At 70.7% G+C, this 25369-nt stretch carries 16 protein-coding genes and 1 pseudogene; 2 read left to right on the forward strand and 15 right to left on the reverse strand.

Translation table 11 applies throughout. The features are described 5' to 3' along the window. Positions 1 to 26: 26 nt before the first annotated feature. From ACWDAK_RS31165 to ACWDAK_RS31215, 11 genes are all read right to left on the reverse strand, one after another. A complete protein-coding gene (locus ACWDAK_RS31165; RefSeq protein ID WP_427394905.1) occupies positions 27 to 1373 on the reverse strand; it encodes a M1 family metallopeptidase in 1347 nt (448 codons plus the stop codon). 82 nt (positions 1374 to 1455) lie between these two features. After that, positions 1456 to 1992 (reverse strand): hypothetical protein, encoded by a 537-nt coding sequence (locus ACWDAK_RS31170; RefSeq protein ID WP_344640310.1) that lies wholly within the window; start codon positions 1990 to 1992, stop codon positions 1456 to 1458. A gap of 88 nt (positions 1993 to 2080) precedes the next feature. Further along, positions 2081 to 2698, reverse strand: coding sequence for a class I SAM-dependent methyltransferase (locus ACWDAK_RS31175; protein ID WP_344640311.1), 618 nt, complete (start codon positions 2696 to 2698; stop codon positions 2081 to 2083). A gap of 53 nt (positions 2699 to 2751) precedes the next feature. Further along, a complete protein-coding gene (locus tag ACWDAK_RS31180; protein WP_427394906.1) occupies positions 2752 to 4698 on the reverse strand; it encodes a hypothetical protein in 1947 nt (648 codons plus the stop codon). A gap of 289 nt (positions 4699 to 4987) precedes the next feature. Then, positions 4988 to 6220 (reverse strand): MFS transporter, encoded by a 1233-nt coding sequence (locus ACWDAK_RS31185; protein WP_427394907.1) that lies wholly within the window; start codon positions 6218 to 6220, stop codon positions 4988 to 4990. After that, positions 6217 to 7494, reverse strand: coding sequence for an ATP-grasp domain-containing protein (locus ACWDAK_RS31190; protein ID WP_427394908.1), 1278 nt, complete (start codon positions 7492 to 7494; stop codon positions 6217 to 6219). Before ACWDAK_RS31190 ends, ACWDAK_RS31185 begins: the two co-directional genes overlap by 4 nt. After that, positions 7491 to 8669, reverse strand: a complete 1179-nt coding sequence (locus tag ACWDAK_RS31195; protein WP_344640315.1) for a DegT/DnrJ/EryC1/StrS family aminotransferase — start codon at positions 8667 to 8669, stop codon at positions 7491 to 7493. Before ACWDAK_RS31195 ends, ACWDAK_RS31190 begins: the two co-directional genes overlap by 4 nt. Beyond that, entirely contained in the window at positions 8666 to 9832 is a 1167-nt protein-coding gene (blsG, locus tag ACWDAK_RS31200) for an arginine 2,3-aminomutase (protein ID WP_344640316.1), read from the reverse strand. Before blsG ends, ACWDAK_RS31195 begins: the two co-directional genes overlap by 4 nt. A gap of 239 nt (positions 9833 to 10071) precedes the next feature. Beyond that, a complete protein-coding gene (blsF, locus tag ACWDAK_RS31205) occupies positions 10072 to 11172 on the reverse strand; it encodes a CGA synthase-related protein (RefSeq protein WP_344640317.1) in 1101 nt (366 codons plus the stop codon). After that, positions 11160 to 12149 carry a cytosylglucuronate decarboxylase gene (gene blsE, locus ACWDAK_RS31210; RefSeq protein ID WP_344640318.1) on the reverse strand — a complete coding sequence of 330 codons (990 nt, stop codon included), beginning with the start codon at positions 12147 to 12149 and terminating at the stop codon, positions 11160 to 11162. The genes blsF and blsE overlap by 13 nt, the downstream gene beginning before the upstream one ends. A gap of 52 nt (positions 12150 to 12201) precedes the next feature. Next, entirely contained in the window at positions 12202 to 13449 is a 1248-nt protein-coding gene (locus tag ACWDAK_RS31215) for a hydroxymethylcytosylglucuronate/cytosylglucuronate synthase (protein ID WP_427394909.1), read from the reverse strand. 219 nt (positions 13450 to 13668) lie between these two features. Between ACWDAK_RS31215 and ACWDAK_RS31220 the strand changes: the two genes are divergently transcribed. Continuing rightward, positions 13669 to 15306 carry an ABC-F family ATP-binding cassette domain-containing protein gene (locus ACWDAK_RS31220; RefSeq protein WP_427394910.1) on the forward strand — a complete coding sequence of 546 codons (1638 nt, stop codon included), beginning with the start codon at positions 13669 to 13671 and terminating at the stop codon, positions 15304 to 15306. Between the two features lie 146 nt (positions 15307 to 15452). Here ACWDAK_RS31220 and ACWDAK_RS31225 read toward each other — a convergent pair whose 3' ends face one another. The 4 genes from ACWDAK_RS31225 to ACWDAK_RS31240 all read right to left on the reverse strand — a co-directional run bounded on the left by ACWDAK_RS31225 (position 15453) and on the right by ACWDAK_RS31240 (position 22412). After that, positions 15453 to 15842: an aggregation-promoting factor C-terminal-like domain-containing protein gene (locus ACWDAK_RS31225; protein ID WP_344640321.1), complete on the reverse strand. Its 390-nt coding sequence runs from the start codon at positions 15840 to 15842 to the stop codon at positions 15453 to 15455. Between the two features lie 699 nt (positions 15843 to 16541). Beyond that, the gene (locus ACWDAK_RS31230; protein ID WP_427394911.1) at positions 16542 to 18185 is read right to left on the reverse strand and encodes a CocE/NonD family hydrolase; all 1644 of its coding nucleotides are present in this window, start codon (positions 18183 to 18185) and stop codon (positions 16542 to 16544) included. 144 nt (positions 18186 to 18329) lie between these two features. Beyond that, the gene (dnaE, locus tag ACWDAK_RS31235) at positions 18330 to 21881 is read right to left on the reverse strand and encodes a DNA polymerase III subunit alpha (RefSeq protein ID WP_427394912.1); all 3552 of its coding nucleotides are present in this window, start codon (positions 21879 to 21881) and stop codon (positions 18330 to 18332) included. Between the two features lie 129 nt (positions 21882 to 22010). After that, on the reverse strand, positions 22011 to 22412 hold the full coding sequence (locus ACWDAK_RS31240) for a PPOX class F420-dependent oxidoreductase (protein WP_427394913.1): 402 nt from the start codon (positions 22410 to 22412) through the stop codon (positions 22011 to 22013). 420 nt (positions 22413 to 22832) lie between these two features. On the opposite strand from ACWDAK_RS31240, the pseudogene ACWDAK_RS31245 reads away from it, so the two are divergent. Then, a pseudogene (locus ACWDAK_RS31245) lies at positions 22833 to 25369 on the forward strand (type I polyketide synthase); the annotation flags it as partial.

Consider the following 25369-nt stretch of genomic DNA (forward strand, 5'->3'; position numbering starts at 1 on the left):
AACGAGTATGACGGTGCGTCGGACGTTCAGCCGTCGATTCGGTGCAGTTTCCAGAACTCGGTCAGGTCGGTGCCGGTGGCGGCCTGCGCGGCGGCCTTGAACTCGGCCGTGGTCGAGACGCCGTACCAGTGGGTCCGCGCGTAGGTGCGCAGGAGTTCGGCCATCGTGGTGCCGCCGATCAGCCGGCGCAGGTCGTGCAGCGCGCACTTGCCGAAGTCGTAGACGACCGTCCCGTACCGGGTGGGGTGGGCGTCCCAGTAGCGCATCGAGTTGGTCAGCCGCTCGGCCGCGGACTCCCAGGAGACGTCGCGCCAGCAGCCCTCGCCCAGCTTGCCGAGGGCCAGGTCGGTGGCGTAGTCGCTGAACGACTCGTCCAGCCAGGGGGCGTGGTACTGGTCGTCGCCGACGATGCCGTACCACCACTGGTGCGCGAGCTCGTGGACCAGCGCCGTGGTGCTGACCCGGTCGAGCACGAACCCCGGGTACTCCATCCCGCTGAACCAGAAGCCGTCGTCCAGCACGGCGGCCAGCCGGCCGTACGGGTAGGTGCCGAACCGCCGGGCGTGGGCGTCGACCGCCGAGGTCGCCAGGGCCAGCATCGACCGGGCGTCCGCGGAGCCGACGCTCGCCGTCGAGTAGACGTCGATCCGCACCCCGGCCGGGGAGGTGGCGGAGACCCTGGTGAACGGGCCCGCCGCCCAGGCGAAGTCGCGGACCCGCTTCGCCACCGCCCTGGTGACGGTCCGTCCGGCGGACCCGGGAATGTCGACCGAGCGGCCGGTGGCGGGCACCAGCAGCCGAGAGGGGTGGTCGAGGGTGACGGTGAAGTCCGCGGCCTGCGTGTAGAAGGACTCGCCGTTGTCGGTGTACGGATCGAGGTGCACTCCGGCGGCGTCCCGGATCGCCAGCACCGGCAGTGCGTTGCCGAGGAAGCTGTACGGTCCGTCGTGACCGAACCGATCGGTGCCGTCCGGGACTTCGACGCCCAGACCGAAGGCGATCACCCCGCTCGCACCCCGGCCGAGCGGTGCGGGCAGTGCGACCCTCAGCGCGGTGCAGCCCACCGACAGCGCGTCCGGGGTGCCGCCGGTGAGGCCGGTCACCGTGACGGGCTGTGCCGCGCAGCCGCCGTGCGCGTTGTCCCACAGCCGGAGGTAGACCTCACGCAGCGGCTCGGCGGAGGCGTTGGTGAAGCGCACGGACTCATGGCCGTGCCAGCGGGTCCCGGTGCCGTCACTGCTCAGCTCGACCGTGTAGGCGGGGGCCGCGGGCGTGCGGGTCGGGTCGGAGTGCGGATCGGGCGTCCGGGCGGGTGTCGCGGCTGCCGTGAGGAGCACGGCGAGGGCGGCCAGCAGGGCCAGGGTGCTCCGCATGTGATCCTCTCGGTTCGGGCTCGCGATCGAACGGCCGGGCCGGGCCGCCCGACGGACGGCCCGGCCCCGGGGCGACGCGAAGTCACTCCCTGCGGCCGGCCTCCCGGTGGCGGGCCACCGCCCGGCGTACCGCCCCGTCCACGGCGGGCAACGCCGCGGCGATGTCGGTGTACAGCACGTACTCCACGGTCGCCACCGTGTGCAGGCCCTGGACCAGGAAGGTGTACTCCCGGCCCCGCTCCAGCAGCAGCACGATCGGCTTGTCGAAGGCGCTCGCCCAGCCCACCTCGACATGGGTGCCGGGTGAGGGCGGAGAGCCCGGCAGCGCGACGAAGACCTCCGCCTTGCGGATCTCCTCCTGGTCCAGCCCGGTGCACTGCTCCGGACTCATCAACTCGGCACCCCACGCCTCCCGGCGATGGGCGTTGTGGACGGAGATCCCCTGCGCCTCGAAGTGCTTGATCAGCAGGTCGAACGGGGCCCGGGCCTCGTCCGGCATCTCCCCGGTGGCCGGGTCGAGCAACTGGATGAAGGGACCGGCCAGGAACAGCGAACGGACGGCCGGTGCGTCCGGGTCGGCCGGCAGACCGGCGGTCGGTGCGGTGGTCTCGGTGGTCATACGGGTACCTCCGGAACGAGGCCGGCCTGCGGCGTCGGGTGGGGGCCGACCGGCGGGGCGGTCGAGGACTGGCGGAGCGGGGCCGCGGTCAGCACTTGCGGAAACACTGGATGTACGCGTCGCCGCTGGTGCCGTACGTGTACTCGGTGGTGTCGTACGCCGTGTACGGGTGGCGCTCGACCCGGATGGACGTGAAGTGCGGCAGGTACTGCCAGCGCAGTTCGGGCTTGGTGCTGAAGAACGGGATGAACACCCCGCCGGGACGCAGCACCCGGACCACCTCCGGCATGGTCCTGGCCCACAGGTCGGCGTTGGTCCAGACCTCCATGTCCAGCGCCGGGTCGAAGAACATCCCGTCGATGCTCTCCGAGGGCAGGGCGAAGACGTGCTGGAAGAAGTCGCCGCGTTCGATGGTGAGATTGCCGGGCAGCTTCGGGTGCCGGGCCCGGAACAGGTCCTCGACCTCTCCGAACAGCTCCAGGACCGTGTGGCTGCGGGTGGCGGGGTTGTTCGCGATGCGCAGTGCGGAGAGCCCGAGGCCGAGGCCGACCTCGTAGAAGTCGTGGCCGTACTCGCACAGCATGTCGGCGCTGGCCCACATCAGGTCCCGCTCCCAGGCCTGCATGGCCTGTTCACCGCCGATGCTCAGTGTCACCTCGCCATCGCGCTCGATCAGTTCGATCTCGGGCTTGGGCTGCGTTTCCATGGCAGACGTCCTTCGTTCCGTCAGTTGGGGGATCGGCGGGGGCTGCCGACCGGTCAGGTGCGGCGAGGCAGTACTCCGAAGTGGCGCCGGGCCGTGGAGACGGCGAGGTCCTGCACCGCGAAGACCGTGAAGTAGTAGGCCTGCGGGGCCGTGGTGGGGGCGAACCGCACGCGGAAGACGACGTCCTCCGGCTGCCCGGCGGCCCGCACCCTGACGGTGGCCGGTTCCACCGTGGCGTCCTCGCGCAGATAGGTCGGGACGAACAGGCCGAGCCGGACCGGCCCCGGGCGCGCGGCGGTGAGCGCGGCGCGCACCTCCAGCACCCCGCCCTGCTCCACCTCGTCCGCGGCGTAGGCCAGCAGAGCGGGCGCCTCGGGGAGCCGGAAGGTGACGTCGCCGCAGCGCATGCAGACCGCGCAGGTGGTGTCCAGGATGTGCGGGAGCAGCCCGCGCCGGGTGAACTCCTGGGCCGGGCGGCCGCAGTGGCAGGTCACCTCGCACACCTGTCGGTCGAGCGAGCTGCGGTCCCCGAAGTGCGCCGGGTAGTTCATGATCTCGTTCTCGGGGTTCGCCGCCACCTGCTCGGCGATCACATGGTCGAGCGACTGCAGGTCGGCGGTGAGCGAGGAGCGGATCTCATCCGGCGACTGGTCGGCGAGGTGGGTGGGCCGGGCCACCCACAGGTCCACCTTGCGGGCCAGCTTGGTCAGGCGGGGGCGGAGTGGATGGTTGTGCGGCAGCAGCTCGGAGGTGAGCAGGGCGGTCAAGCGGCGTCCCACCGTGATGACCAGGGGGTCGGGGCGATGGTCGGAGGGGTGGGGGATCTGCCGTGCGGAGATGTGCTGTTCGGAGGTGTGCTGTTCGAGGGGGTGATTCTCCGGGGCGTCTCCTTCCGAGGCGCGCTCTTCCGGGGAGTGCTGCTCCAGGGTTTGCGAAGGGGCGTCGGGCAGACCGAAGCGCATGAACGCCGGGTAGGGGTGCGAGCCCGCCAGGCTGGCGTTGAGGACGTCCACCGAGTCCGCGCCGGTGAGCGCGGCACGCATCCAGGCGACGTTCTCCGGACGGTCGGAGTCATGCACCGAGACGGCGGAGACGACGGTACGGGCCGGGCCGTCAAGGGCGTTGAGCAGCAACTGGTACTTGGGGTCGTACAGCGCCAGGTCGGCGAGCGGACCGCTGTTGCACGCGCTGAGCACCAGCTCCACCGCCTCCACCCGATTGAGCGGCACCAGCTTGTCCTCGGGCTTATAGCAGGGCAGCCCGTACGCGCACCGGGGGCCGAGCAGCCCCGGCCCGGCGGGGACGGCCGGGTTCAGACCGCAGATGGTGAACTCGCCCAGATTGACGCTGTCGTCCTTCCCGTGACCCTGGAAGGCCACCCGGCGCCACCGGGTGCCCAGGATCTCGGCCTGGATGTCCGCGCGCTCGAAGTCGCGGTCGTCGAAGACCCGCACACCGGGCAGGTGCGGCGGCCGGTCGGTGTCGGTGAACAGGCCCACTGCGTCGATGCCGGTCGCGGGCCGCGCGTACTGCTTGGCGATGTTCCAGGCGAGCGAGGCGGCGTCGCGGCCGCTCAGCAAGGTCAGCCGGTGCCGTCGGCTGCGGTAGGTCGCCAGCAGCAGGGCGCGCACCGGGTCGAGGTTGAGACGGTCGTAGCAGCCGAGCAGCAGGAGTTCTCCGGGATGCCGGCGGTGGAAGGCGGCGAGGTCGGCCAGCTGCTCCTCGTCCACCCACTCGCGGGCCAGTGGGCGGGCCAACTCGGTCACACCTTCGGGGAGTTGCTCCGTACCGAGGACGATGCCGAGGTCGACCGGCCGCGGTGGCCGCACGGCGGTGTACATGCGCGACGCCAGCTCCACGCTCCGTACCAGGTCGGCTCGGCCCTCGACCGGTACCGGCACCGACACCGCCGCCGGGTCGCCGGCGTCCAGGAACTCCTTGACCGCGGAGGGCAGTTGGCGGAAGAGGACCGGGTGGAAGAGCGGGGCGGCTGCGTTCATCAAGGATTACCTCGCGGGCGGGAAGGGCGGAGAGGGGACGGGGCCGGGCAGGGCATCAATGGGGTGCGCGGGCGGCGCGGGCCAGTGGGCGCCGTCGGGGCACGGGGTGCTCGGGCCACCCGGGACACCCGGGACACCCGGGACACCCGATCGGGCACGTGGCGTCGGGGCCCGGGCCCGCTGAGCGGGTGCCCGAGGGAAGGCCCTGACTTCTGCGGATGGTTGGCGGGGCATCCCCGGGGGCTGTCGGGAGCGTTGACCGGTAATCCTCTGAGGTGCTCGGGAGCGTTCATGCCGGGCACTCCGCGGGGGCGGTGGCGCCGCGGGACAGCAGCCCTCGGCAGGCGAAGGCCAGGCCGGCTCCGGCCAGGGCGAGGACGAAGGCGGTCGCGAAGACCCCGCGCGGGCCGATCCGGTCCATCAGCAGTCCGCCGGCCTGCTGGCCCATCGCGTCGCCCAGGACGGTGGCGAGGGAGGCCCAGGTGAACGCCTCCGCCAGCGAGCGGCTGTCCGCGACCGTGCTGACCAGCGTCAGCTCGCTCGCGGACACCAGCGCGATCGGTGCGCCGCCGACGGCGAGGGCGAGGGCGAGCACTGGTTCGGAGGTGGCCGCCGGCGCCAGCCCCGTCCCGAGGGCGTAGGCGAGCACCAGGCGCGGGAAGCGGACGTGCGGTGCGACCTGGGACTGCGAACGCCCCAGCCACAGCGCGCCCAGCGCGCTGCCGACGCCCCAGCACGCGTACACCGCACCGGTGGACCCCGGTGACCCGTGAGCGGCGACGAAGGCCGGGACGGCGAGTGTCATCAGGCCGATGGGGACGGCACAGGTGGCCATGATTCCGGTGAGTGCCAGCATCGCCGAGTCCCGCAGCGGGCCGAGAAGTCGGCGCGGCCCGTCTGCCCCGGCGTCGGCGTGCTCCGGCTCCGTGCCCGCCGGAAGGTGGACGAAGGCGAGCCCCAGGGCTCCCGCGCCGCCGACCACAGCGACGGTGGTCAGGGCCAGCCCGGCGGAGCCGGAGAGCATCAGGCCGGCGAGTGCCAGCGGAGCGCCGATCACCAGGACCTCGGTGAGCAGCGCCTCCCAGAGGTAGGCGGTGTCCCGGTCCTGCTCCTTCAGCGGAAGCCGGGCCCACAGCGACCGCATGCAGGCGTTGGCGGGTGGGAGCGCCACTCCGGCGAGTGCCGCCGCCACGGGCTGCGCCCAACCGCCCGGCCGGGTGGCCCACACCAGCACGGCGAGCATCGACGGGTAGAGGACACCGGTGGTGGCCAGCACCGTCCGGCGTCCGCTGCGGTCCAGCCGCCGGGCGATCAGCGGGCCGCCGACCGCCATGCCGGCGGTGTAGAGCGCGGCGACCAGGCCCGCTTGAGCGTAGCTGCCGCCCTGCTCGCGGACCACCAGCACCATGGCCAGCGACATCAGGTAAACCGGCAGCCTGGAGACGATGCTCCACCAGGCGACGGCGCCGACACGGCGCTGAGTCAGCAGGGTGCGGAAGCGGTGGGGCAGGCCGTTCGTCACCGGTCCGGACCCCGTCCCGTGGCCTGGCCCGGTCCGGTGGCCGGGCTCACGGAGGTGACGGGTGCCAACTCGATGGTGAAGGTGTCGAGAACCTCGCGCATACGTGTCTCCACCTCGCCGATCGACGCTCCCACGACATGGACGTACCCCGACGCGTTGTGCGAGGCCCGCCGGGCCGACACCGAATCGCCGACACCGACCTTGAGAACGGCGTCGACGACCCCGGGGACACGCAGCAGTTCCTCCTCAGGGGTGATGCGATGAACCGTCCCCGAGCCGGGAAGCGGCAGCAACAGGTCGCCCGCGCACCGGCGTTCACGATAGTGGAGATCGGGGCGCAGGCCGCGGTACACGTCCAGGGTGGCACCGAAGACGTCGAAGCCGTACGCGTGGCCGTGGTTGGCAGGGATCTCGCAGCCCGCCAGCCGGACGCCGATCTCGCCCGCGTACACCTCGCCGTCGACCAGGAAGAACTCCATGTGTGCGTAGCCGTGGTCGATATCCATGCCGGTGACGATGCGCTGGAGCATGGCGCGCAGGTCGACCGGCGGGGCTTCGTCGGTGCCGACGCTGATGTTGGCGTTCATCGCGCCGTCGACGATGTCCAGCGGCCGGCAGGGCATCGCGCTCGGCCAGGCGTCCAGCACCTCGCCCCGGTGGATGACCGTGCACACCTCCCACTCGGTGCCGCCGAGGAACTGCTCCACCATCCAGTCCCGCGCGCCGAGGTCGATCCCCGCCAGGTCCGCCGGCCCGGTGAGCCGGTAGGTGTCCACGCAGGCGAAGGAGTCCACCGGCTTGAGCACCAGGGGCCAGCCGTGCTCCTCGGCGAACCACTCGACCTCCTGGGCACCGCGTACCCGCGTGAACTCGGCGGTTTTCAGGCCGAGTTCACGGAACCGGTACTTCATCTCGGTCTTGTCGCGCACCCAGGCGACCTGGCGTTCGGTCAGGTGCGGCAGGCCGACCAGTGCGGCGAACCGCTGGGCGACGGCCTGGCGCGGCTCGGACGGGTTGCAGAACCGGGTCGGCCGGACCGGAAGCCCGGCGGCCCAGGCCTGGTACCGCGCGGCCTCCTCGGCCAGCGGCACCCCTTCGCGCACCCAGAAGGCCGGGAGGTGTGCCGTCCGGTGCAGGTGGTCCTCCGACAAGTCCTGGCGGAACTCGGCGAACCGCAGCAGTACCAGGTCGTCCGGGAGGGTGTGGGCCGCATACCTGGTGAACGACGAGGGGCGGTCGTCCACCATCAGCAGCGCGGGACCGTCGGAGCTCATACCGCCTCCAGGACCCGCCGGACGGCCTTGGCCGCCAGGACCTGCTCCGGCTCGGAGAGTTCGGGCGAGAGCGGCACGCACAGGGTGCGCTCCAGCTGGTCGCGGGTGCGGGCGAAACCGTCGCGGCTGAGCGCCAGCGGCCCCTCGGGGGCGTGGTTCCACGGGAAGCCGTCGGCGTAGAGCGAGCTCCGGCCGGTGAGCACCGGGTGCTCGGGAAGCAGGTACTTGCCGAGCGTCCAGTTGGCGATCCCCTCGGCGGTGAGCGCGGTGACGGCGGCGTCCCGCAACTCGCGGCTCTCGCAGCGGAACCGCAGGCTGAGCTTCACGTCGCCCTCGGCTCTCGGCCGTACCTCCAGGTCAAGGCGGCCGGGTGTCTGCGCCATGGCGATGGCGTACATCCGCTCCAGCCCGGCGAGCAACTCGTCGAGATGGCGGAACTGCTGGCACTGGACGGCCGCCACCTGCTCGCTGGTGACGAAGTTCTCGCCGTAGTGGGCGTCCGGGTTCCAGGTCGGGTAGCGGCCGGGTACGCGGGCCGAGCCGTGGTCGTGGTAGCACCGCATGGTCGCCCAGGCGTCATCGTCGCCCGTGACGAGTAGCCCGCCCTCGCCCGAGGTGAGCACCTTGTTGTGGTGGAAGCTGAACGTCCCGGCGTAGCCCTTCGTCCCGACGTGCCGGCCGTCCGGGAACCGCGCGCCGAGCGATTGGGCGCAGTCCTCGATGAGATACGGCACACCCATGGGTAGCGGGGCGACCGTGCCCTCCATGTGGGCCGTGATGACCCGCTGGGCGCCGGACGGCAGCAGGCTGGCGTCCAGCGACAGCGAGTCGTCCGCGTCCACCAGGACCGGGATCAGGCCGCAGGAGAGCACCGCGCCGGCCACCGCGACGAAGGTGACCGCCGGGATGTAGACCAGGTCGCCGATGGACGGCCGGGTGGAGATCAGCGCCAGACGCAGCGCCTCGGTGCAGTTGTGGACTGCCAGGGTGTGCACGGCGCCCAGCCGCTCGCACACCTGGCGCTCCAACCGGGAGGCCATGCTCTCGGTCTCCGTCTGGTAGCGGAACAGAACCTGATGGTCGATCACCTCTTTCAGTTCCGTCATGTCGGACCACGCGAGGTAGTTGGCGCCGTAGGGGAGGAAGCGCTGGCCGAGTCGGTTGTCAAGGGTCATCTGGCGTCGGACTCCGTGATCGGGTGCACCGCGCCGTCGACGGCCATCTGCTGGCCCCGGTAGTTGCGGAGCAGCAGGCCGTCGGGGGTGGGGGTGAAGTACGGCTGGGCGATGGGGATTTTGCCGATCTTCGTGGTGAGTACGTACTGCGGCACCCCGAACCCGGTGATGTGGCCCTGCAGGCCCTCCATGATCTCCCAGCCCTTCTCCACGGAGGTCATGAAGTGCGAGACACCGGTGACGTTGTCGCAGTGGTAGAGGTAGTAGGGCCGCACCCGGATCCGCAGCAGCTCGGTCATCAGGGTGCGCATGGTGGCGACGTCGTCGTTGATGCCGCGCAGCAGCACGGTCTGGTTGCCGACCGGGATCCCGTGCCGCAGTAGGCGGTCCACCGCGGCGGTGGCCTCCTCGGTGATCTCCTTGGGGTGGTTGAAGTGGGTGTTCAGCCAGACCGGGTGGTACCGGGAGAGCATCGCGCACAGCTCGTCGGTGATCCGCTGCGGCAGCAGCACGGGGAACCGGGTGCCGATCCGGACGATCTCCACACTGGGGATCGCCCGCAGACCGCTGATGATCTCCTCCAGCTTGCCGTCCTGGTAGGAGAGCGGGTCCCCGCCGGTGAGCAGTACGTCGCGGATCTCGGGGTGCTCGGCGATGTAGCGCAGGTCCTCGTCGAACGAACCGCCCTCGTCGTCACGGAAGTAGGTGCCGTTGACATCGGTGGTGTGGAACTTCCTGGTGCAGTGCCGGCAGTAGACCGGGCACGCCTCGGTGACCAGCATGATCACCCGGTCCGGGTACTTGTGCACCACGCGGTTGGTCTTGCGGTAGAAGGTGTCGCCGACCGGATCGACCTCGGCACCGGAGAACTCGACCAGCTCGCCGGTTGCCGGGACGGCCTGTTGGCGGACCGGGCAGAGCGGATCGTCCGGATCCATCAGTGACGCGTAGTACGGGGTGATGCTCCAGCGGTACCTGCCCGCCACCCCGGCGATCGCCTTCTCCTCGTCCGGGCTGACGTTGATCCACTGTCGGGCCTTCTCGATGTTGGTGATCCGTCGGCGCATGTGCCAGCGCCAGTCGTTCCACTGCGCTTCCGGGACACGGGGTCGGATGAACGTGGGGCCTGCGGTAGTCCCGGTTTCGCGGGGTGTGCCGGACATGGCGGCTCCAGGGTCGACAGGTCTTCGATGGCTCGGGGCGGGTCACCAGGGCTCGCACGGCCAGGCCATGGTGTGGATGGCTCCCGACGGGTTCACGGTGGGGACGAGGTCGGGGCGAGGGCGGACAACGGGAGGAGGGGCGGGCTTCACCGGGCGGGTTCACGGGGCGGGCTCGACAGGGCGCGCCGGTCGGCGGGTGGGTGGAGCACCGGACGGGTGGGGCCACCGGGCGAGCCGGCTCACAGCGGGGCGAGGGAGAGCTGACGGAGGGTGCGGGCGACCCGCTGCGCACCGCGCAGGTCGTCCAGGGATGGGTCGAGGGCGCTCCACTGGGCCACCGCGCCGTCTTCGGGCGGCACCCAAAGGGACGGGTCACCGGGGTCGGTGGCCAGCGGCACAGGGACCAGCTCGGTGACCCGCGCGGCCAAGTCCCGCTGGGCGGCTCCGAGCGGTGGTACGAACCCCAGCGGCGCACGACGGGCCTGGGCCAGTACGAGTGCGCCCAACGTCGGCGCGGCCAGGAAGACTTCGGCGGCGGCGTGCAGCGCGTCCACGTCCACCTCGGCGGCGCGATGCACCCGCACGGCGGCGAGTCCGGGCTCGCGGGCGTACCTGGGGGCGGCGCCGGGACCGTGGTCGGGGCTGGGGCTGGGGCTGGGGCTGGGAGTGGAGTAGGAGCAGGAGCCAGGATCGGGGTCGGGGCACCGGAGGGTTTCGGTGAGGCCGTCCAGGGCGGCGTGAACCGGTGCGAGCCGGGTGTCGCAGACCACTTCGCAGTGTCCGGTGCGGCGCACCGCCTCGTGGACCAGGGCCCGCAGCGGCCCGGCGGCGAAGGCCTCGAGCTCCTCGTTCGGTACGTCCCACGCGGAGAGCAGCAGCAGGGCTCCTGCGCGGTGCCGGTTCCTGGTCAGCCGGGTGGGCGCGAGTGCTCCCGTGGGCCGCGCCCCGCCTGTGGGGCCGAGCAGCCAGCCGGGCCGGTGCTGCCGGTGGAGTGCCCGCTCGGCCGGCCGGGCCGGCGCCGGGCCGGCATGGCCGGAACTCAGGTGCACGACCGGGATGCCCAGCTCCAGCAGTCGGCCGGTGGCCGCCTCGTCGTCGCAGACCAGTGCCACCTCGGGTAGCGGCGGATCGGGCAGCGCGGGATCGGTTGGCGGATGCTCGGGCACTGCCGGTGCGAGCGGTGCGTCCCCGGGAGGCAGGTGGACCGGACGGAGCCCGCCGAGGTGAGCGGCGACGTGGCGCAGGGCGAGCAGTGAGTCCAGCTGTTCCTCACGGGCGGCCAGCAGGACCCGGCGGCCCGGTGTGACCGGCTCGCCGCGGCCGGCGGTCAGTACTGCCACGGTGTCACCGCCCCGAGGCGGGCGACATCGTCGCTGTACCCGGCGGCCGTGGTTGAACAGCCGCTGCACACCTCAGGCCCCCGCCGGCGGTAGAAGTCGGCGTGCGCTCGGAAGGCCGGTGTGTCCAGCAGGATCACGCCGCCCTCGCGGATGGGGGCGCCACCCGGGCCGTCGTCGTTCTCCCGGTGCGGGATGCAGCTGCACGCGTACATCCGGCCGTGCTTGCCGTCGATGTAGATGACGTCGTCCGCGACGTGGCACAGCGGGAGCGAGGCGCGTGGGGTGATGGACGCGGTGAAGTAGCGCTCCTGCTCCTCGGCGGTGTCCCCGTAGAACCGCTTGCCCATCGGGACCAGCAGGGCGCTCGGGTCGGCGTCGTAGATCGGGTCGCACACCGCGCGGACCTGGTCGTGGTCGGGGTAGTGGATGGGGCGGTCCAGCTTGAGCGCGGACAACTCCCACTGACGCACCCCGGCCGTGGTCAACACCCGCTGCAGCAGCGGCATTTCGGCGAAGTTGTGCGGGCCGACCACCGTGTTGACCCGGGGCAGGATCCCGAGCGCGGCGGCGGCGCGCAGCCCGCGCAGCCCGGCGTCGAACATGCCGGGGGAGCGTCGGTAGGTGTCGTGGGTCGCGGCCGAGGCGCCGTCCAGGCTGACGATCACCTGAGCGAGCCCGGCCTCGGCGAGACGCTCCACCATCTTCGGCAGCATCGAGCCATTGGTGATCAGGGACATCTTCATCCCCGCCGCCGTGCCCGCGCGGACGAGCTCCACCACATCCGGGTGCATCAGCGGTTCCCCGCCGGTGAACCGGACATAGGCCACCCCGGCCTCCCTGGCCTTCGGCAGCAATTCGGCGAAATCCTCGCGGGAGAAGCGGAATGTGTCGCGGGAGAGCGCGAAATCACACATGAAGCAGTCGGCGTTGCAGGCTTCCAGAATTCTGATGAACAGATAGCGGTGACGCTCACGCACGGTGGAGGACATATCCGGGCCGTTCATGGGAAGGGGCGGGACGAGCCGGGCGTCAGGAAGGTGGGGAGGTGCCTCGCAGGGTGGCGAGCAGGGCGTCGGCGACCTGGGCCGCGCCGCCCGTACCGACCGTGGTGGTGAGCGCGCCCCAGTCGACGCCCTCGGCGGTGGAGTGGCGCAGCGCGCCGAGCACGGCGTCCCTCAGCGCCCTGGTGGTGCCCCGGCCGTCGGCCGCCTGCGCAGCCGCGCCGATTCCGCCGTAGATCAGCTCCAGGGCGCGGTCCTCGCCGTGCGACCGCAGCGACAGCGCCTCCTCCTCGACGAGGACGTCCTTGGGCCAGACCACCCGGACCTCGGCGCCGACCGCCTGGCTGTGGAAGCGGCCGTTGAAGATCTGGCTGAGGTTCTGCGGCGGCAGGCAGACGGTGGGTACGCCCAGGCTGCCCGCCTCCAGCAGTGTGGTCAGGCCCGGGGAAGTGAGCAGGACGTCACAGTGGGCGAGCCGGTCGAGGAAATCGCCGTGGGTGAGGCTACCCGTGGTCGTCCGCGGCGGTGCGACCGCGGCGTCGACCAGGCGCCCGGCGAACTCGGCCGGGAGGTTGCCCGCCACGTGGACCTCATGGACCCCGTGGGCGGCGAGTGCCTCGAGCACGGCGGGGACGACCAGGCGGGGGTAGTTGGTCCAGTCGGCGAGCCGCGGCGCCCGCAGGCCGCCCAGGCTGACCAGGGCGCTGCGGTACTGCCGGGGAGCGCTCGGCGGACGGTCGAGCACGGCCGCCGGCGGCGTGCCGATGACCGCGTCGACCCAGTGCAGCGCGCGGACGGAGGCCAGCACGTCCAAGCACTCGGGTGGCAGCTCGGCGCACTTCTGGGCGCAGTAGACGGTGGCGTCCAGTGGCAGCGCGGAGCGGTCGCCGGCCGACCACATGAAGGGCAGGCTGTCCACGAACACGGTGGGCACACCGGCGGCCTGCAGCGCCTTCGCAGCGGAGCCGTCCAGCACCACCAGTGCGGCCCGCACCCCCTCCGAGCGCACGATCTCCGCGAGGGTGTCGGGAGTGCCGTCCGCCGACAGGTCGTACCAGCGGTCGACAGGGTACTCGGAGAGCAGCGGGCGGCCGAGGGCCGAGCCCAGGCCGATGAATCTCAACGGCGGTGCAGGGTGATCCGGCGGCCCCGGACGACCCGGTGGTGCGGGGCGGCCGTGCAGCGCGGAGAGGATCGCGCTGAGTTTTCCCGAGCTTCCCCAGCCGAATTCCGCCCCGGCGACGGCGACGGTTTGCGAAGCTGAATCAGTGTGCATCGGATCTACCTCGGCTTCCTGGACGGGCCGCCTTCGATCGGACACAACCTTTGCGCATTAAGCCGACCGGCGCAAGGGTTTCATCCGGATTTCCGATCCGGGAGTGAATATTCGGAACTGACATATCCACATTCGATCTGATCGATGGTTTGTGTGAAAAGTTTGGACGTGGTCAAAATGGGTCGAGCGCGGGCGGCCCGGCCGCTAGGCTTCCGGGCCATGGGCTACCTCGAAGCCAGCGGCCTCGGCCACACCCTCGCCGACGGGCGTGAGTTGTTCAGCGACGTGTCGTTCCGCGTCCCGGCCGGGGAGATCGTCGCCCTGATCGGCGACAACGGCGCGGGCAAGACCACGCTGCTGCGGATGCTCTCCGGTGAACTCCCCGTCCAGCTGGGCGCGGTGCGCAGACAGGGGGCCGTCGCGGTGATGCCCCAGTTCATCGGCAGTCTCCGCGACGACCGCACGGTACGGGACCTGCTGCTCACCGTCGCACCCCAGGCGCAGCAGGCGGCCGCGGCCGCCGTGGACGCGCTGGAGCTGGAACTCATGGAGACCGACGACGAGGCCGTCCAACTCCGTTACGCACAGGCCCTGTCCGACTGGGCCGAGGCCGGCGGCTACGCGGCGGAGGTGCTCTGGGACACCGTCACGGTCGCGGCGCTCGGCCTGCCCTTCCGGCTCGCGCAGTACCGCGAGGTCGGCACGCTCTCCGGGGGCGAGCAGAAGCGCCTGGTCCTGGAGGCCCTGCTGCGCGGCCCGGCCGGGCTGCTGCTGCTGGACGAGCCGGACAACTACCTCGACGTCCCCGGGAAGCGCTGGCTGGAGGAGCGGCTGGCCCGCACCAGGCAGGGGGTGCTGCTGATCACCCACGACCGCGAGGTGCTGAGCCGGACGGCGACCCAGGTGATCACCCTGGAGGGCCGCACGACCTGGACGCACGGCGGTGGGTTCGGCACCTGGCACGAGGCGCGCGAGGCCCGGTGGAAGCGGGCGGCGGAGCTGCGGCAGCGCTGGACGGAGAAGCACGAGCAGCTGAAGGAACTCGTGCGCACGCTGCGCCAGCAGTCCGCGATCAGCGACGAGATGGCTTCCCGCTACCACGCCGCGCAGACCCGGCTGGCGAAGTTCGAGGAGGCCGGCCCGCCGGCCGCGCCCCCGCGGGTGCAGCGAGTCGCACCCGCCCTGCGCGGCGGCCGTACCGGTGTGCGGGCGATCACCTGCCGGAGCCTCGAACTCACCGGTCTGATGCGCCCGTTCGATCTCGAGGTCTTCTTCGGCGACCGGGTGTGCGTGCTGGGTTCCAACGGCTCGGGCAAGAGCCACTTCCTGCGCCTGCTGGACGAGTCCGGCGGTGAGGCCGCGCCGACCGTGGAGCACTCCGGTGAGTGCCGCCTCGGCGCGCGGGTGCGGCCGGGCCTGTTCGCCCAGACCCATCGGCACCCGGAGTGGCACAGCCGTACCCCGGTCGACATCCTCGGCCGTGGCGAGGGCGACCGGGAGGGGCTCGGCCTGGAGAACGCGATGGCCGCCCTGAGCCGATACGGACTCGCCGGGGCCGGCCGGCAGAACTTCGAGACGCTCTCCGGCGGTCAGCAGGCCCGCTTCCAGATCCTGCTGCTGGAGCTCGCCGGATCGACCCTGCTGCTGCTGGACGAGCCGACCGACAACCTCGACCTCATCTCGGCCGAGGCCCTGGAGCAGGCGCTGGGCACCTTCACCGGGACAGTGGTGGCCGTCACCCATGACCGGTGGTTCTCCAGGGTGTTCAGTCGCTACCTGGTGTTCCGGGCGGACGGCCGGGTGGTGGAGGCCGACGAACCGGTCTGGGACGAGGGCCGGGTCAGCTACGCCCGGTGACCGCTACGCGGGTGGCCGCAGTGAAGATCCGAGTGGCCGGGGGGTGGCGGGTGGCGGGTGCGTCGACCGCCCGGAAAACCCCGAAGGGCCCGGCGCGGGTGCGCCGGGCCCTTTCGGGTGAAGCTGCTGGGAGCCTGTGGGTCGGCTTAGTACCAGTGGTGGGCGGCCCACCAGGACCAGGCGGCGTTCGGGCTGCCGTAGCGCTCGCACATGTACTTGTAGGCCCACTTGATCTGGGTGGTCGGGTTGGTCTTCCAGTCCGCGCCCTCGGAGGCCATCTTGGAGGCCGGCAGGGCCTGGCCCAGACCGTACGAGCCGCTGCTGGGGTTGGTCGCGGTGACGCTCCAGCCGCTCTCGTGCGAAATGATGTTGTTGAAGGAGGCCAGCTGGTTGGCCGGGACGATGCTGGCGGCGATCTGCTGCGGGGTCGCGGCGGAGGCGGCTGTGGGGGCGACCACGGCGCCGACGGTGGCGACACAGGCCGCACCGGCGAACAGAGCAGCGGACTTGCGCAGACGAGTGGTGAAAGTAGACAAGAAAGGCTCCTGAGGTAGGGGGCAGGGCTTCACGCCGAGGCAGGATGCGCGACCGGATGAATGGCTCGTGCGTCAGGCGTGATGTCGGTGCGCGCCCTATTCGGGAGAAGCGCCGACTTGTCTGACACGGGTGGAGGGGACCACCGGTGTGTCGTTGCGACTGAGGCCATTGTTAGCGGGCCCCGAGGCGGGCTCCAAGGGGTCAAAATCGCTAAACCTACGAGGCTCGATCGTAGTTACGGGGCGCGAGGGTGCCCTCGGCCCGCCCTCGCGTTCCCCCTTGCTCCGGGCCGAAACCTCGCGCACGAACCTTTTCTCGAATGCCTTAAACATGCTTCTGACCTGCACGGATGCCAGCCGCAGGGGAGGGGGCTCCATGGGGGTGGTCGGGGGTGGTCGGGGGAGGTGGGCATGCCGTTCGGGTGGCTGGCGGCCCCCCGGGCGCGAACCACTATCGGAGGTAGTGGACCCTTTCGGCGATGTGCGCACCATCACAGGGTCATCTGAACTATTTGCCCGATTTGGGAGGTTTAGCGGCGTTGCGAAGGGCTGATGACTTCAGATAAAGGGTCTGTGGCCCGCGGCATTGGAGTGGCCGGGGTCACGGCAGTGAAGTGACTCAAGCCACAGGAACTCGGGTGACCCAGGTCGCATTCCGAGTCGAAATGTGGCCTGGGTCACTCAAATGGGGTGGGATGGTCAGCGCAGCGGCAGCGCCAGCTCCGTGGGATCGGTGGCGCTGGAGTCGAAGGAGACGCTGCTCCCCAGCGGGGTGTGACCGCCGTACAGCGGGTCCTTGGTGTCAAGAACCAGCGCCAGCCGGTGTCCGGCGGGCAGGTCGTAGGCGGTGGCGAAGAGCTGTACGTCGAGGGCGAAGGCCCGGCCGGGTTGCTGGCCGGACCAGCTCTGCGGGGCGTGCGAGATCAGCTTCCCGATCCCGAGCGCGTCCACGTCGTAGAGGTAGGCGAACGCCGTGCCCTCCGGTGCGGACGCGGTGACCGTGGTGTGCAGCCGGGCGGCGCCCCGGATGCGCTGGACCTCCGAGTAGGGCTCGGACTGCCAGACGGCGCCGGCCGAGCGGGGCAGCAGGGGGAGGGCGACGGTCGGCGGCAGGCCGATGGCCTGGTCGAGGCCGCCGGACAGCCCGGGGACGCCGCCGTCGGCACCCGAGTCGGTGCCGCCGACGACGGACGTGTGCCAGTCGCTGCCGACCGGTCCGTCGAGTTCTCCGGTGCCGAGCCGGTTCGGGGCGCCGAGCCGCAGTCGGTCGGTCCGGGTGCTGGTCGCCTCCCAGTTCTCGTAGCTCTCGTGGGTGCCGGTCGGCCGGACCTCCAGTTCCACCGACTGTCCCTGGCCGCCGCCGCCCTTGAGGTGCTGGTCGAGCCAGCCGCGCGCGCTCGCCCAGGTGGGGTTGGACAGCCCCAGCAGGCCGCTCAGTTCCTGGGTGGCGTGGTCGCCGGGGCGCAGTTCGAGCCGCTTGGGCACGGTCAGCCGCTGGTAGAAGGAGGTGATCTGGCTGGGGTTGAAGAAGCTGTCGCTCCAGGCGTTGGCCAGGAAGACCGCCGTGCCGTTGGCGTTGATCCGGTCCAGGTAGGTGGCGGGGGACCTGGTCTTCGCCCACTGCACGACCTCGGGTATGTCGCGGTCGGCGAACAGGTCGTCCATGGCCCGGGCGAACTCCGGGCTCTTGCGGCCGGTCAGTGCCTGGAGCGCGGCGAGCTTGTGGGCGGCGCCGAGGTGCCGGGTCTGTCCGCTGTAGAGCGAGTCGGCCAGGTCACCCCAGCCGCTCAGTGAGGCCACGGCCTTGATCCTGGGATCGAAGGCGGCGCCCATCAGAGTCAGGCCGCCGCCCAGTGAGAGCCCCACCATGCCGATGCGCTGCGGGTCGGCCGGGGTGTGGGCGAGGGCCCAGTCGATCACCGAGGAGATGTCGGCCACGTCGGTCGGGCCCGCGACGTCGATCTTGCCGCCGGAGAGCCAGAAGCCGCGGACGGTGTAGGTGACGGCGACGTACCCCGCGGCGGCGAGCTGCTTGCCCTGGGCGACGTACTCCAGGTCGTTCTGTCCCCAGCTGGCCGGCTGTACGACCACCGGATAGCGGCCCTGCGGGTCGGCGCCGGGCGTGCCGGGGGCGGGAGTGAAGACGTCGGCCTTGAGGACCACACCGTCCTTCATCGGGATGTCCACCAGCCGGAACGGCTTGGCGCCGTCGGCGGCGGCCACCGGTTCGGCGAGCGGGGCCGCCGATGCGGGAGCGGCGCTGAGCGCGCCGCCGAGGGCAAGTGCCGTGACCAGCACGGCACTTGCCGCTCGGTGTCCGCCGGAGTGGTGGGATCGCGTCATGGGTGCTCCATCAGGATCTGACGGTGCCTCGGCGGCATCCGTCGGTCAGCTGATCCGGAGCGTATGGGCTGATCACCGGCCCTGACGAGATGATGATCAGCCAAACTTACTGGCGAGTAATCTTCGGTCGCGACGGCCTTCCCGTCACACCAGTCCGACCCAGGAGTGGGTGCCGAGCAGGGTCTTGATGTCCGAGGCGAGGCCGTTGTCCGGGTTCACCTGGAAGCCGAGCTCGTACAGGGTGTTCTTGTCCCAGTTCGTGGTCAGCAGGCGGACCGGGGTGTCGCCCGGGTGGGCCTGCAGCGAGCGCTTGAGTTCGGCCACCAGTTCCGGGTTGATCTTCCCCGCCGGCAGGGTGATCTGCACCGGTGGCTTGCGGCCGAGTTCGGCGGAGGAGACGTCCACGGTGGTCATCTCCGCGCCGAAGATGCTGAGCGCGCCGTCGCGCTCGTTGAGCCGGCCCTTGACCGAGACCACGTTGTCCTCGACCATCTGGTCGGCCATCAGGTTGTAGGTGGCCGGGAAGAACAGCACCTCGACCGAGCCGTCGCGGTCGGCCAGCGTGATGATGGCCCAGGCGTTGCCCGCCTTGTTGATCCGGCGGTCCACGGCGGTGATCAGGCCGGAGAGTTTGACCTCACCCTCGGTTCGGCCCGAGCCGAGCAGTTCGACGATCGAGACGTCGCGGTTGCGGGAGAGCAGGTGCTCGGCCCCGTCCAGCGGGTGGCCGGAGACGTAGAGGCCGAGCATCTCCCGTTCCAGGCTGAGCAGTTGCTTTCGCGGCCACTCCCGGTCGGTGAGTTCGAAGTCCAGTCCGATGGTCGGGGTGTCGTCGCCGCCGAGCGCGCCGAACAGGTCGTCCTGGCCGATCGCCTGCTGCTTCTTCACTCCGGTGACGGCGTCGATCGCGCTCTCGTGCACGGTGCTCAGCGACAGCCGGGTGTGGCTGAGCGAGTCGAACGCTCCGGCCTTGATCAGCGAGTCCACGGTGCGCTTGTTGCAGGCGACCAGCTCGACCTTGTCCAGGAAGTCGGGGAAGGAGGTGTACTTGCCCTTCTCCTTGCGGGTCTTGATCATCGACTCGATCACCGGCACACCGACGTTCCGGACGGCCTTCAGGCCGAAGCGGACGTCGCTGCCGACTGCGGTGAAGTCGACCACGGACTCGTTCACGTCCGGGGAGAGGATCTTGATGCCCATCGACCGGCACTCGGCCAGGTAGACGGCCATCTTGTCCTTGTCGTCGGCGACCGAGGTGAGCAGTGCGGCCATGTACTCGGCCGGGTAGTTGGCCTTGAGATAGGCGGTCTGGTAGGAGACCAGGCCGTACGCGGCGGAGTGCGATTTGTTGAACGCGTAGCCGGCGAACGGGACCAGCACGTCCCAGACCGCCTGGATCGCCTCGTCCGAGTAGCCGCGCTCCTTGCAGCCCGCGTGGAACGGTACGAACTCCTTCTCCAGGACCTCCTTCTTCTTCTTGCCCATCGCGCGGCGGAGCAGGTCTGCCTGGCCGAGGCTGTAGCCGGCCAGTACCTGGGCGGCTCGCTGCACCTGCTCCTGATAGACGATCAGGCCGTAGGTGGGGCCGAGGACTTCCTTGAGCGGCTCCTCCAGCTCCGGGTGGATGGGCAGGATCTCCTGCTGGCCGTTCTTGCGCAGCGCGTAGTTGGTGTGCGAGTTCATGCCCATCGGGCCGGGCCGGTACAGCGCCGAGACGGCGGAGATGTCGGCGAACTCGGTGGGCTTCATCAGCCGCAGCAGGGCGCGCATCGGACCGCCGTCGAGCTGGAAGACGCCGAGGGTGTCGCCGCGGGCCAGCATCTGGTAGGTGGTCGGGTCGTCGATCGGGATCTTCTCGATGTCGACCTCGACGCCGCGGTTGGCCTTGATGATCTGCAGGCAGTGATCGATGATGCCCAGGTTCCGCAGACCCAGGAAGTCCATCTTGATCAGGCCCATGGCTTCGCACGACGGGTAGTCGAAGCCGGTGATGATCACGCCGTCCTTGTCCCGCATGTGCAGCGGGATCAGGTCGAGCAGCGGGGTCGAGGAGAGGATGACCGCGGCCGCGTGCACACCCGTGCCGCGGATCAGGCCCTCGATGCCCATGCCGGTGTCGATGATCTTCTTGACGTCCGGCTCGTTCTGGTACATGGCCCGGATCTCGGTGCCCTCGTTGTACCGCGGGTGCGACTCGTTGAAGAGGTCGGCGAGCGGGACGCCCTTGCCCATCACGTCCGGCGGCATCGCCTTGGTGATCCGGTCGCCCATCGAGAAGGGGTAGCCGAGGATGCGGTTGGCGTCCTTCACGGCGGCCTTGGCCTTGATGGTGCCGAAGGTGTTCACCTGGGCGGTGTAGGCGGCGCCGTACTTCTCGGTGACGTAGCGCACCATCTGGTCGCGCTGGCGGTCGTCGAAGTCGATGTCGACGTCCGGGGGGTTGATGCGCTCGGGGTTGAGGAAGCGCTCGAAGAGGAGGTCGTGCTCCAGCGGGTCCAGCTGGGTGATGCCGGTCAGGTAGGCGACCATCGAGCCGGCCGCCGAACCACGGCCGGGGCCGACCGGGATGCCGTTCTTCCGGCCGTACTCGCAGATGTCGGCGACCACGAGGAAGTAGGCGTCGAACCCCATCGGGGTGATGACGCCCATCTCCAGCTCGACCCGGTCCAGCACCTCCTGGCTCGGGCTGTCGCCGTAGCGGTGCTCGAGGCCGGCCTCGATCTTCTTGCGCAGGTACGAGGCCTGGGTCTCGCCCTCGGGGACGTCGAACTGCGGCATCCGGTCGACGTAGTCGAAGACCTCCTTGTACGACTGGACCCGCTCGGCGATCACCAGGGTGTTGTCGCACGCCTCGGGCAGGTCACGGAACAGCTCGCGCATCTCCGCGGCGGTCTTGACGTAGTAGCCGGTGCCCTGGAACTTGAACCGGTTCGGGTCGTCCTTGTTCTTGCCCACACCGACGCAGAGCAGGCTGTCGTGCGCGTCCGCCTGGTCGGCGGTCACGTAGTGGGAGTCGTTGGTGGCCAGCAGCGGGATGTTCAGGTGCTTGGCCAGCCGCAGCAGATCCTCGCGGACATCGCGCTCGATGGACAGGTCGTGGTCCATCAGCTCCAGGAAGTAGTTCTCCTTGCCGAAGATGTCCTGGTAGGCGGCGGCGGCCTTGACCGCCTCGTCGTACTGGCCGAGCCGCAGCCGGGTCTGCACCTCGCCCGAGGGGCAGCCGGTGGTGGCGATGATCCCGGTTGAGTTCGCGGCGATCAGCTCGCGGTCCATCCGGGGCTTCATGTAGTAGCCCTCCATCGACGCGAGCGAGGAGAGCTTGAACAGGTTCTGCAGGCCGGTCGAGTTCTCGGCCCACATGGTCATGTGGGTGTACCGGCCACCGCCGGAGACGTCCTTGCCACCCTCGCCGTCCGAGCTGGCCGGGCGTTGGCCGCCCGGGGACCAGAAGGTCTGCTTCTTCTCGAAGCGCGATCCCGGCGCGACGTACGCCTCGATCCCGATGATCGGCTTCACGCCGGTCTTGGCGGCGGCGTTGAAGAACTCGTAGGCGCCGAACATGTTGCCGTGGTCGCTCATCGCGATGGCCGGCATGCCCTGCCGCTCCGCCTCCGCGAAGAGCTTGCCGTTCTTCGCCGCCCCGTCCAGCATCGAGTACTCGGTGTGGACGTGCAGGTGGGCGAACGTGTCAGACACTGCGGTTGGGCTCCTCGCGGATCGGGCCGGACAAGAACTGCTCAACCCTAGCGGGCTTCGCGAGCCGGTCCGGCCCGATCACGTGCCCAGGGGCTTCCTTGACGAGGTTTCCACGCGCGGACGCGCTCGCTATGCCAGAGTGATGCGGATGCCGACGGTGCCGTCGTTGCCGCGGCGCAGCCGGCTCCCCAACAGGGTCAGTACGCCGAGCAGGCCGTACTTCTGGCGGAGCAGCGTGCGGTAGGCCGCGGTGCGCTCGGGGGTGCAGATCTCGGCCGTGGCCGGGACCTGCTCGCCGGTCGGATTGCCGCGGACGTCGCACGGGCCGACCAGGACGGCGGCGCGGTTGCGGATGCGGCGCACCTTCCAGGAGTCGGCCACCGTCCAGATGCCGAGCGCGTCGCCGTCCCGGAGCACCCAGACCGGGGTGGGCACGCCCGTGCCGTCCTTCCGGAAGGTGGTGACCAGCAGATAGCTTCCGGCGGCGAGGCGGACCAGTCGTTCGAGCCGCTCCTGGGGCGTGTCGTTCATGCGCGGAGTTTAGACCGACCGGCCGTGTCGCCGCAGTGGCGGGGAAACCGCGCGAGGGCAGGCTGCGCGGTCGCGGGTTCATCCGAGAAGCTCCCGGGAAACCCTCGCCGGAACCAGTAAGGAATACCCTGATGGAATTCCGGTACGGTGGAATCCGCGTCGTTCGCCGGCTGATTTCCGAGCCGAAATCAAAGGGGCCGGACGGCAGGGCCCTAGGGGGCGAATAGGGGTTGTGGGGCTGTTGGAGCCGCTCTTAGCGTGACGCGGGGAGAGCAGCGTCTGCCGGCGTTTTTACGGCTGTCATAACGGCGGTCACCGGTGGGACGTCGCCCATGGCATACCGCCGCCCGGTCGGAAAACCTTCTGCGCGGGCGATACTCCGCTCGCAGCTGCAAAGCCGTAAAGAGGGCACATCAAATGGCGAATGAAGAGACACTCCGCGGCTACCTCAAGCGGGTGACGGCCGATCTGCACCAGACCCGGCTGAGGCTGCGCGAGGTGGAGGCCAAGGACCAGGAACCGATCGCCATTGTCGGAATGAGCTGCCGCCTCCCGGGAGGCGTCGGCTCGCCCGAGGAACTGTGGCAGCTGGTCGTCTCCGGCGGGGATGCGATGTCCGAGTTCCCGGCCGACCGCGGCTGGGACGTCGAGGCGCTGTACCACCCGGACCCGGACCACCCGGGCACCTCGTACACCCGAGAGGGCGGCTTCGTCCACGACCTCGCGCACTTCGACCCGGCCGTGTTCGGCATCAGCCCGCGCGAGGCCCTGGCGATGGACCCGCAGCAGCGCCTGCTGCTGGAGGCCTCCTGGGAGGCGTTCGAGCGGGCGGGCATCGATCCGCTCTCGCTGCACGGCAGCCGTACCGGCGTCTTCGCCGGCACCAGCAACCAGGACTACCTGCCCGTCCTGCTGAGCTCCACGGACGACGTCGAGGGCTACCTGGGCACCGGCAACGCGGCCAGTGTCGCCTCCGGCCGAGTGGCCTACAGCCTGGGCCTGGAAGGCCCGGCGGTCACGGTGGACACCGCCTGCTCCTCGTCGCTGGTCGCGCTGCACCTGGCGGTGCAGGCGCTGCGGAACGGCGACTGCACGCTGGCCCTGGCCGGCGGTGTGACCGTCATGAACACTCCCGGCACCTTCGTCGACTTCAGCCGGCAGCGCGGACTCGCGGCGAACGGCCGCTGCAAGTCCTTCGCCGACGCCGCCGACGGCACCGGCTGGAGCGAGGGCGTCGGCATGCTGCTGGTCGAGCGGCTGTCGGACGCCCGGCGCAACGGGCACCCGGTGTTGGCGATCGTGCGTGGAAGTGCCGTCAACCAGGACGGTGCCTCGAACGGTCTGACCGCGCCCAACGGGCCCTCGCAGCAGCGGGTCATCCTCCAGGCGCTGGCCAGTGCCCGGCTCACCCCCGACCAGGTCGACGCGGTCGAGGCGCACGGTACGGGCACCCGGCTGGGCGACCCGATCGAGGCGCAGGCGCTGCTGGCCACCTACGGCCAGGACCGGCCCGAGGGCCGGCCGCTCTGGCTGGGCTCGCTGAAGTCCAACCTCGGCCACGCCCAGGCCGCCGCCGGTGTCGCCGGCGTCATCAAGACGGTCATGGCGATCCGGCACGGCGTACTGCCGAAGACCCTGCACGTGGACCGTCCGACGCGGAACGTGGAATGGTCGGCGGGCGCGGTCGAGCTGCTGACCGAGTCCCGGCCGTGGCCGGAGACCGGCCGTCCGCGCCGGGTCGGCATCTCGTCGTTCGGTATGAGCGGCACCAATGCGCACACCATCATCGAGCAGGCGCCGGAGGAGGCCGACGCCGCAGCGGAGGGCGAGCAGGGCCCCGCCGATGCCGTGCTGCCGTGGGCGCTGTCCGGAAAGGGCGAGGCGGCCCTGCGCGGGCAGGCGGCGCGGCTGCTGTCCTGGCTGGAGACCGCACCCGAGCTCGCGACGGGCGATGTCGGCTACTCGCTGGCGGTGGGCCGTGCGGCGCTGGAGCGCCGTGCCGTCGTGGTCGCCGAGGACCGTGCCGAGTTCCTGCGCGCGCTGGGCGCGCTGGCTGCCGGTGAGGCCGCGGCGAACATGGTGCAGGGCTCGGTGGTCGAGGGACGGCTGGCGTTCCTGTTCACGGGGCAGGGGAGTCAGCGGGCCGGGATGGGCCGCGAGTTGTACGAGGCGTTCCCGGCGTTCGCCTCCGTCCTGGACACCGTCTGCGCGGAGCTGGACGGGTACCTGGAGCGTCCGCTGCGTGAGGTGGTCTTCGGCGGCGAGGGGCTGGATGAGACCGGTTACACGCAGCCGGCGCTGTTCGCGGTCGAGGTGGCGCTGTTCCGGTTGGTGGAGTCGTGGGGTGTTCGGCCGGATGTGCTGGCTGGTCATTCGATCGGTGAGCTGGCCGCGGCGCATGTGGCGGGTGTGCTGTCGTTGGCGGACGCCGCCAAGCTGGTGGCCGCCCGTGGGCGGTTGATGCAGGCGCTGCCCTCTGGCGGTGCGATGGTGGCGGTGCAGGCCTCGGAGGCCGAGGTGCTGCCGCTGCTGGCCGGCGAGGTGGGTATCGCGGCGGTCAACGGGCCTTCCTCGGTGGTGATTTCGGGCGTCGAGGCGGCTGTGCTGGCGGTGGCGGAGCAGTTGGCGGCGCAGGGTCGGAAGACCAAGCGGCTGACGGTGAGTCACGCGTTCCACTCGCCGTTGATGGAGCCGATGCTGGCGGAGTTCCGCAAGGTCGCCGAGGGCTTGAGCTTCGCCGAGCCGCGGATTCCGATCGTGTCGACGCTGACGGGTGGGGTGGCTTCGGCGGAGGAGCTGTGCTCGCCCGAGTACTGGGTGCGCCACGTCCGTGAGGCGGTGCGGTTCTGTGACGCGGTGCGGACGCTGGAGGGCGAAGGCGTCCGTACGTATCTGGAGTTGGGCCCGGACGGGGTGCTGTCCGCGATGGGGCAGGAGTGCGTGAGCGAGGACGCGGC

Source organism: Kitasatospora sp. NPDC001175, assembly GCF_053598215.1.

Coding starts and splice junctions, on each gene's coding strand:
- ACWDAK_RS31170 (WP_344640310.1), bottom strand. CDS start 1,992: ATGACCACCGAGACCACCGCACCGACCGCCGGTCTGCCGGCCGACCCG.
- ACWDAK_RS31215 (WP_427394909.1), bottom strand. CDS start 13,449: ATGCACACTGATTCAGCTTCGCAAACCGTCGCCGTCGCCGGGGCGGAA.
- ACWDAK_RS31240 (WP_427394913.1), bottom strand. CDS start 22,412: ATGAACGACACGCCCCAGGAGCGGCTCGAACGACTGGTCCGCCTCGCC.
- blsG (WP_344640316.1), bottom strand. CDS start 9,832: ATGTCCGGCACACCCCGCGAAACCGGGACTACCGCAGGCCCCACGTTC.
- ACWDAK_RS31220 (WP_427394910.1), top strand. CDS start 13,669: ATGGGCTACCTCGAAGCCAGCGGCCTCGGCCACACCCTCGCCGACGGG.
- ACWDAK_RS31180 (WP_427394906.1), bottom strand. CDS start 4,698: ATGAACGCAGCCGCCCCGCTCTTCCACCCGGTCCTCTTCCGCCAACTG.
- ACWDAK_RS31175 (WP_344640311.1), bottom strand. CDS start 2,698: ATGGAAACGCAGCCCAAGCCCGAGATCGAACTGATCGAGCGCGATGGC.
- ACWDAK_RS31195 (WP_344640315.1), bottom strand. CDS start 8,669: ATGACCCTTGACAACCGACTCGGCCAGCGCTTCCTCCCCTACGGCGCC.
- ACWDAK_RS31190 (WP_427394908.1), bottom strand. CDS start 7,494: ATGAGCTCCGACGGTCCCGCGCTGCTGATGGTGGACGACCGCCCCTCG.
- ACWDAK_RS31165 (WP_427394905.1), bottom strand. CDS start 1,373: ATGCGGAGCACCCTGGCCCTGCTGGCCGCCCTCGCCGTGCTCCTCACG.
- ACWDAK_RS31230 (WP_427394911.1), bottom strand. CDS start 18,185: ATGACGCGATCCCACCACTCCGGCGGACACCGAGCGGCAAGTGCCGTG.